Annotated in this window: 8 protein-coding genes; 3 read left to right on the top strand and 5 right to left on the bottom strand. The window is 60.6% G+C overall.

Translation table 11 applies throughout. The annotated features are described in order from the left end of the window. The 5 genes from EN993_RS26665 to EN993_RS26645 form a co-directional block, all read right to left on the bottom strand. Positions 1-1,337, bottom strand: a 1,337-nt coding sequence (locus tag EN993_RS26665; RefSeq protein ID WP_127265254.1) for an oligopeptide/dipeptide ABC transporter ATP-binding protein, incomplete at its 3' end; no start/stop codon positions are given. 2 nt (positions 1,338-1,339) lie between these two features. Continuing rightward, positions 1,340-2,179, bottom strand: coding sequence for an ABC transporter permease (locus EN993_RS26660; RefSeq protein ID WP_127265253.1), 840 nt, complete (start codon positions 2,177-2,179; stop codon positions 1,340-1,342). A gap of 1 nt (position 2,180) precedes the next feature. After that, on the bottom strand, positions 2,181-3,188 hold the full coding sequence (locus EN993_RS26655; protein ID WP_127265252.1) for an ABC transporter permease: 1,008 nt from the start codon (positions 3,186-3,188) through the stop codon (positions 2,181-2,183). Between the two features lie 23 nt (positions 3,189-3,211). Then, positions 3,212-4,936, bottom strand: coding sequence for an ABC transporter substrate-binding protein (locus tag EN993_RS26650; RefSeq protein ID WP_127265251.1), 1,725 nt, complete (start codon positions 4,934-4,936; stop codon positions 3,212-3,214). 35 nt (positions 4,937-4,971) lie between these two features. After that, positions 4,972-5,877 (bottom strand): LysR family transcriptional regulator, encoded by a 906-nt coding sequence (locus EN993_RS26645; RefSeq protein ID WP_127265250.1) that lies wholly within the window; start codon positions 5,875-5,877, stop codon positions 4,972-4,974. Positions 5,878-6,061: 184 nt separating this feature from the next. Here EN993_RS26645 and EN993_RS26640 point away from each other — a divergent pair, with 184 nt between their 5' ends. The 3 genes from EN993_RS26640 to EN993_RS26635 form a co-directional block, all read left to right on the top strand. Beyond that, entirely contained in the window at positions 6,062-7,309 is a 1,248-nt protein-coding gene (locus tag EN993_RS26640; protein ID WP_245468973.1) for a hydantoinase/carbamoylase family amidase, read from the top strand. A 10-nt stretch (positions 7,310-7,319) separates the two neighbouring features. Then, positions 7,320-7,574 (top strand): hypothetical protein, encoded by a 255-nt coding sequence (locus EN993_RS37430; RefSeq protein ID WP_206532420.1) that lies wholly within the window; start codon positions 7,320-7,322, stop codon positions 7,572-7,574. Between the two features lie 10 nt (positions 7,575-7,584). Continuing rightward, positions 7,585-8,153 (top strand): polysaccharide deacetylase family protein (locus tag EN993_RS26635; RefSeq protein ID WP_245468972.1); only part of this gene is annotated, 569 nt, incomplete at its 3' end.

Genomic DNA, 8,153 nt, shown 5'->3' with positions numbered 1-8,153 from the left:
TTGAGGCTGGAATAGCTGTCCTGGAACACCATCTGCATGCGTGCACGTAGTGATCGCGGCCAGGTTCCGCCGGGCACCTGCGCGCCGGCGACGCGGATCTCGCCCAGCGTGCCCGCATAAAGACCCATGATCGAGCGCACCAGCGTCGACTTGCCAGAACCGGATTCGCCGACGACCCCCAATGTCGAGCCCGCGGGCACCTGGAGGGTCACGTCATCGACGATCAACCGGGTACGCCGCGCGCCGAATATGCCACGCTGGCCGAGCGCCTGGGACAGATGCCGCACATCGAGCGCCGGAGCGGCGGTCGTGATGGAATAAGAGCGCGCCTGGGTAGGAGCCAATTCAGGACGCTCGACGCTGTCGATAAGCGGATGGTGACAGGCCACCGCGCGATCAGACGCGCCGGGCAGCGTGAGCAGACCCGGCTTGATTTCACGACAGTCGGCTTCAGCGCGGAAACAGCGTGGCGCAAAAGGGCATCCCGACGGCAAATCTCCCAACGCGGGCATCGAGCCGGGGATGGGCAGCAATTCGCGCCGCGCCGTGGTGTCGTGTGCTGGGGCGCAGTCGATCAGACCACGCGTATAAGGGTGCCACGGTTGCGCCAGGACGCTGCTCGTCGGGCCCTTTTCGACGATCGAGCCAGCATACATGATGCTGACCTTGTCGCTGACCTGGGCAACAACACCCATATCGTGGCTGATAAACAAGCAGGCCGCGTTCTTGGCGGTTATCAGATCGCGGATAAGCCCCAGCACTTGTGCCTGCACGGTAACGTCAAGCGCGGTGGTCGGTTCGTCGGCGATGATGAGTGCGGGATCGAGCGCAATGGCGATGGCGATCATCACGCGCTGCCGCATACCCCCCGACAGCTGATGCGGGTAGAAATTCAGTGTCGCCTCGGGTTGGGGAATCCGTACCTGGGCAAGCAGCGAGAGCGCCTTGGCGCGATGTTCGCTTGCGCTGTCGGACCGATGGCTGGCAAGCGTCTCAGTGATCTGCTCGCCGATCGTTAGCATCGGGTTCAGGCTCGACATTGGGTCTTGGAAGATGGTACCGACCTCGGCGCCGCGGAGGCGTCGCAAACCCTCGGCGTCAAGGGCCAGCACGTCGCGGCCGCCGACTCCAATGGAGCCAGAGGCGACAAGCGCCTTGGACCCAAGAAGGCCTATGACTGCCAGACTCGTGACCGTCTTGCCAGAACCGGATTCGCCAACCAACGCCATCGTCTCGCCGCGTTCGACGCGCAGCGAGACGTTGTCGACAGCCGTGAGCGTACGATCGTACAGCCGAAAGCGGACGCACAAACCTTCGATCTCCAGCGCAGAATCCATCGTCAGTCACCCACCTTGGGGTCCATCGCTTCGCGCAATCCATCGCCGACCAGATTGAAGGCGAATGCCGTCAAGGCGATCGCCAGCGCCGGGTAGAACAGAAGCAGCGGATCGGTTCGCAAGAACTTGCCGGCTTCGGTTAGCATCACGCCCCACTCCGGCGTGCCTGGATCGGCCGGGCCGAGGCCGACGAACCCCAGGCCAGCAACGGTTATGATGGCGGTAGCAAGTGCCAGTGTGACCGAAACCAGCAACGGCGCCAGAGCGTTCGGCAGCATGTGGCGGAAGAATATCCGCGTTGATGACAAACCGGCCGTTCGTGCAGCGGTGATGTATTCTGCCGGCCCAAGCGCAACCAGACTGCTGCGTAGCAGGCGCGCAAACGCCGGCGCATTGGTCAGGGCCACGGCGACCATCACCGCAAAGAAGCCCTGGCCCAGCAAGGCCACCATGCCGATCGCCAGCACAATACCGGGAATCGCCAGCAGGCCGTCGGTAATGCGCATCAAGGCTGCGTCGATCAAGCCGCCAGCAGCGCCGGCCAAGGCGCCGACCACGCAGCCGACCACAACCGCCATAGCGACAGCACCAATGCCGATCGCCAGGCTGTTGCGTGCGCCGTAAAGCATTCGGCTCAAAACGTCACGCCCCTGTTCATCAGTGCCCAATGGATGCGCCCAGCTCGCCGGCTGGAGTTGATCAATGAGGCTCCCCGTGCGCGGATCGTAGGGCGCCACGAGCGGGCCAACGACGGCAATAGCAAACAGGATCGTCACCATCGCCAGGCCGACAATTGCCGTTGGATTGCGCATGAAGCGCTGGCGCGTCGAACGGCTCGCCATCTCAGGCGCTCCGGCGCAGCCGTGGATCGATCAGGGTATAGCTGATATCGACCAGCAGGTTGATAAACAAAAAGACCAGCGCAAACACCAGCACAAGACTTTGCACCACGGCATAGTCGCGGTCACGAACGGACTGGACCATCCACTGGCCAACACCATTCCAGGCAAACAGCGTCTCGGTGATCACAGCGCCGCCGAGGAGCGATCCGGTCAACAGGCCGATGACCGTGACGATCGGCAGCCAGGCGTTGCGCATGATGTGCCGACGCCGAATGCGGCCCCGCTTCAGGCCTTTGGCGCGCGCGGTACGAACGAAATCGAGCCCCTCGGTCTCAAGCACCGAGGCGCGAGTGATGCGGGTGATCACCGCAAGCGGCCCGCTCGCTACCGCAATGGCCGGCAAGATGAGGTGCGCCAGTGCGTCGGCAAACCCCTTCCACGACAGGGCAAGCAGGGAATCAATCAGCGCTACATGCGTTATCGTCTCGTAATTGACTCGTGGATTGGCTTGGCCGGAGGCCGGCAACCATTGGAGCCGCACGGCGAAGATGTATTGCAGCAAAAGCCCGAACACGAAGACCGGAATGCTGTAGGCAAGCAGAGAACCCACTGTGATTGCACCATCGGGCCATCGACTCCGGAACCGGGCAGCCAGATTGCCTAGTGGGATACCGGCCAGTATGGCAATGACCATGCCGCTGCTGGTCAGCACCAGCGTGACCAAGAAGCGGTCGGCGAGACTGCGTGCGACCGGCGCGCCATCGATGGCGCTGGCACCCAGATTGCCGCTTGCAAGATCACGGATGTAGCGCACGTATTGGGTTGGCAGGCTCTGATCGAGGCCAAGCTGAGTGCGAGCGACAGCAATCTGCTCTTCAGTGGCTCGGGGCCCGAGGATCGCCCGGGTCGTGTCGCCCGGCAGCAACCGCAGGAAGGCGAAGACGGCCATCGACAGCAGAACGATCAGCAGCATCGTCGACGCCAATCGCCTCAGGATAATGTCCGTCATCGCCTGTCCTGATCCTGCTGCGACTATTCCGATACCGATACGCTGGCCAGCGTTTCTTGAAGGTTGCTTGAACCGACAAATCCTTTGACTTTGGCCGACATGACTGCGGCGGGAGACGAATTGACCAGCGGGATAATCGGAAGATCGTTGCCGAGCGATTTCTGCACGGCCACCCACTTATCCGCAACGGTTTTCGGGTCGGTCGCGGCCAAGGCCTGGTCCATCCAGACTTGGATGTCGTCGTTTTTATAGCCGAACTCGACGCTGGGTTTGCCATCGATGTAGCCGAACAGGCCGACCTTCAGAAAGTCCTCGGGCTGTGCGTAGTTGCAGGTCAGGCCAAGAATCCAGAGCTGGTACAGCCCCGCATATTCGTTGTCGAGATAATTGGGGCTCCAGGTTTCTGTCTTGGCATTGACCTTGATGCCGACTGCCTCGAGGTTCTGCGCGATGGCCTGGAAGAGCGCCTTGGGATCGGGCATATAGGGCCGACTCACGTCCGAGGGATAGTAAAAGTCGACTTGTCTCTGCTCCGCCGAAAGCCCGGACTGGTCGAGCAGTTCCTTGGCTTTGGCCGGATTGTAGGTCGGCAGGCCGAGCGCCACGTAGTTCTGAAAGCTTGTCGGAACGAAGCCGTCTGCGACTTCGCCGCGACCGCCATAGACAGTCTTGAGGATCGCCTCGCGGTCGATGGCGTACATCATGGCGCGCCGCATTGTGGGATTGCTCACGACAGGTTTTGTCATGTTCATGTCGAGCTGAACCATATTGCAGGACTTTCCGCGATCGACAACCTTGAGGTTGGCGTCCTTCGAAGCTGTGCCCACATCGAGCGGGGAAAGGACCTGCGCGATATCGATATCGCCCGCCTGCAAGGCGTTCAGCGTTGCGCTGGAATCGGCGATCTTGCGGAACACGATTTTGTCGGACTTGGCCGCGCCGGCCTGATCCCAATAGTCGGTGTTCTTGACTACGGTTACCTGACTGCCGCGCGACCATTCGGAGAATTTGAACGGACCGGTGCCAACCATGGCGCCAACTCCGCCTTGAGCGGCGGGAATGTCAGCGAGGGTTTCGACGCTGTTGTCACCCTTGCCCTGCTTCAATGCAGTCGGGCTGGCAATTGCGAAGGACGGCAGGGTCTGCGTTGTCAGAAAGCTTGAATTCGGCTTCTTCAACCTGACTATGAAAGTCGAGGAGTCGGGCGCCTCGACGGCGGCAATTGCCGACTTGGAACCGTGGCCAAGCACGATGTTCGACCAGTAGCTGTTGCCTTGGAGGCTCTTCGGAAAGTTGATCCAGCGCTCATAATTGTACTTTACCGCCTGAGCGTCGACAGGGGTACCGTCATGAAACTTGACCCCCTCGCGGATCTTGAAGGTGTAGGTCAGACCGTCGGGAGAAATTTCCGGAAGCGCGGATGCAAGGAGCGGTTTGATCTCGGTGAGCGAGCCCTGTTTAAGGCCAACCAAACCCTGCATGACGTTGCTGGTCACGTAGTAGGAATTGGTATCGCTGACCAGCGCTGGATCAGTGTTGCGGATGTCGCCGGGGATTCCGACGATAAGCGTCTCGCCGCCGGCTAGGGCGGGGCCGGCCAGCGTGGAGGCGACGAGGAGTGGGGCGGCAACTCTTGAGAGGATGTTCATGATTGTTCCCATCTGCGGGCGCCAGAACCCTTCTATGTGGATCATTGCGCCGGCGTGTTTGTGCATACCGGGAAACGCTAGCACCGCCCAAATATTCACAAAATCGAAAGTTCCTTATGGCGAACTGTCAAAATTCATGAAGTATGGACCTCACCCTGATAGCTGAGCGCTTCGCGGGTGGCGACACTCTCGACGGCACGGTAACCCTCGGAGCGAGCGTTTACTGGCCGGATGGAATAGATTGACAGCGGCTCGTCCTTAGGTTCGCAGCGCAGACGTCGCAGCAAACCCGCTTTCACCTGGCCGCGATAGTAGCGCTCGGGCAGATAGGCGTAGCCCAGACCAGCCTGCGCAAGCGACGCCGCCGTTCTCAACGTGTTGCAAATGGTGACATCTCGGAAATGCACGTCGTTGGCCACCAGCCAAGCCAGGATCGAGCCGCGGAACTGCCATTCGCGCGAGGTCGCGATCACTGGCAACTCGGCCAGCACTTTCGATGTCACCACGTCAGGTGGCTGTTCGATCTCAGGGCTGCACATCCACACGAATTCGACGGTCTCGAGCGGAAGGGCAACAAACTTCGAATTCGGCATCTCGCAAGAGGCCAACGCCATGTCGAGCGCGCCCGAATAAAGTTTTTCCTCGATCACATGCGAAAGTGCCACTTCGAGTTCGATGCGAACGAAAGGGTGGTCGCGTCGCAGCGCACGCAGCATAGCTGGCAGCCAGGTGATTGCCACGGTTTCGGCCACACCGAGGCGAATATACTCTATCGTCTTGCCCCTGTTGTGGGATGCCGCCGAGACAAGTCGTTCAGTCGACAGGACAACCTCCTCTGCCAGCGGCAGGAGCAATGTACCTTGGGCGGTCAATTGCGCGACCCTCTGCGATCTGTCGAACAGTTCCACCCCAAGGCGCGCCTCAATTTCCTGGATACGCATCGAGATTGCCGACTGGGTGGCGTTGAGGCGCTTGGCGGCGGCAGCGAAACTGCCGAGCCGCGCGGCCCAGTAGAAGGTTTCGATTTGCTTGAAATTCATTCGGCGGCTCCCGCACGGATCGGCATCGGAATCAACGGCTGGCGCCCCACTCTTCAGGAAATTTGATCATTCGAATAACGAGAATTTCGATTTTCTGCAATCAGGCGCACGTGTAACCGTTCCCGAAAATTGGTTGGCAGCATCCAACGGCGCTCGCCTTAGGCGCAAGGGAAGGAACCATCACGTGCTCAATCCGAAGCAGCGTATCGACATCGATCCCAAGTTGGTCGAACGCTTCATTGTCGATATGGCCCGTCACGGTGCCGTCGGCGAAACCGGAGTATCGCGGACGGTCTACTCGCCTGAATGGGTCAGTGCCACGCAGCAATATGCTGATTGGTGCGAAGAATCGGGCCTGACCGTACACCGCGATGCGGTGGGCAATGTCTGGGGCCGGCTGCAGGGGTCGGAGAAAGGTGGCTCAATTGCCTCTGGCTCCCACATCGATTCACAGACGCCAGGCGGTCAATATGACGGTATCCTAGGGGCTTTGGCTGCCATCATCGCCATCCGAGCGCTCAAGGAGCAGTTCGGTCCGCCGAAGCGGACGCTTGAAGCTGTTGCCTTGTGCGAGGAAGAATCGAGCCGGTTCCCGAACGCCAACTACTGGGGATCGCGGGGCACGACGGGGCGCATTGCTCCTGGCGACGTCGACAGCGTTGTGGCGTTCTCGGGCGAGACCATCGCCGAGGCCATGCGAGCTGTCGGGCTCGACCCAACCAAGGTTGCCGATGCAAAGCGCTCGGACATTGACAGTTTTGTCGAACTGCATATCGAGCAAGGTCCGATTCTTGAACACGACGGCCTGCCGGTGGCGGTCGTGCATGCCATAACCGGCATTCGGCACTATCATGTCGAGATCACAGGCGTGCAGAACCACGCCGGTGCATTCCCGATGGACCTGCGTAACGACCCGATGGCCGGCTTTAGCGAGATCACCTCCGGCATCGTCAACACCGCCCACCGCATGGGGCGGCCTGCGGTTACCACTGTTGGCCGCGTCATTGTGGAGCCCAACTTCCCCGGCATCATTCCTGGCAAGGTTGCCTTCAGCATCGACGTGCGCCACCCCGATCCAAAGCAACTGCACCACATGTACAAATTGCACGAGGCGCTCATGCTGGAGGTCGCCTCTCGGCGCGGCCTCAAGATTGAATGGAAAGTGATGATTGATCATGAGCCGGCTCCCTCCGACCCGGGTATCGTCGAGATGCTCAAGCGGGTTGCTCAGGAACAAGGCGTCCCCACCATGGTGATGGCGAGTGGCGCCGGGCACGACTCGCAGCAAATGGCGTCGATCGCCAAGGTGGCGATGATCTTCGTGCGTTCACGCGACGGGCGCAGCCATACACCGGATGAATTTTCCTCAATCGAGGATATCGTTGAGGGAATCCGCGTTCTCGCCGCGGGCCTCCACGAACTCGCTTATTGAAGGAATTAACATGTATCCGCGCGACCTCCTTGGCTATGGCAGCAGTCCTCCCGATGCGCAATGGCCGGGAGGCGCGCGGATCGCCGTCCAGTTCGTCATCAACTTCGAGGAAGGTGGCGAGCATTCCGTGCTGCATGGCGACAGGCACAGCGAGGCATGGCTGACGGAGGATCCGTCGGTGCCGCTTCACAACGTACGCAATATGTCGGTCGCAATACGAATATGGCAGCCGGGTCGGTTGGTGGCGGCTGCTGCGCCTGTTTAAGGAGCGTGATTTGCCTGTCACGGTTTTCGGCGTCACGACCGCACTGGAAAAGAACCGTCAGGCCGTCGCCTCGATGCGCGAAGCCGGCTTTGAGATCGCCTGCCACGGCTATCGCTGGATCCAGTACGCCGAGATGCCGCGCGACCAAGAGAAAGAACACATCGCGGCCGCGATACGTGTCCACACCGAGGTGACCGGCGCACCGCCACGGGGCTGGTACACGGGACGCATGAGTGTCAACACCCGCGAGCTGTTGGTGGAAGCTGGAGGCTTTGTCTATGACGCGGACTCCTTCGCCGATGACCTGCCCTATTGGGCCAAGGTTTCAGGCAAAGACCATCTCGTGGTGCCCTACACGCTCGACAACAATGACGTGCGCTACGTCAACACTCATGGCTTCCAGGCGCCAAGCTTTTCAGCCTATCTCACCGATGCCTTCGATTTCCTGCGTCGCGAGGCCGGCAGCACGCCGCGCATGATGAGCATTGGGCTGCATACACGTCTGGTCGGCAAGCCTGGGCGTGCCGCCGATCTTGAACGCTTTCTCGATAAAGTCGTAGCCGCGAAGGACGCATGGGT

The organism is Mesorhizobium sp. M7D.F.Ca.US.004.01.2.1 (assembly GCF_003997785.1).
GTDB lineage: Bacteria > Pseudomonadota > Alphaproteobacteria > Rhizobiales > Rhizobiaceae > Mesorhizobium > Mesorhizobium loti.
This window is presented reverse-complemented; position numbering and strand designations above follow the sequence as displayed.

Bases quoted from the DNA above. Each gene is read 5' to 3' on its own strand.
- EN993_RS26660 (WP_127265253.1), bottom strand. From the start codon at position 2,179: ATGGCGAGCCGTTCGACGCGCCAGCGCTTCATGCGCAATCCAACGGCA.
- EN993_RS37430 (WP_206532420.1), top strand. From the start codon at position 7,320: ATGTATCCGCGCGACCTCCTTGGCTATGGCAGCAGTCCTCCCGATGCG.
- EN993_RS26645 (WP_127265250.1), bottom strand. From the start codon at position 5,877: ATGAATTTCAAGCAAATCGAAACCTTCTACTGGGCCGCGCGGCTCGGC.
- EN993_RS26655 (WP_127265252.1), bottom strand. From the start codon at position 3,188: ATGACGGACATTATCCTGAGGCGATTGGCGTCGACGATGCTGCTGATC.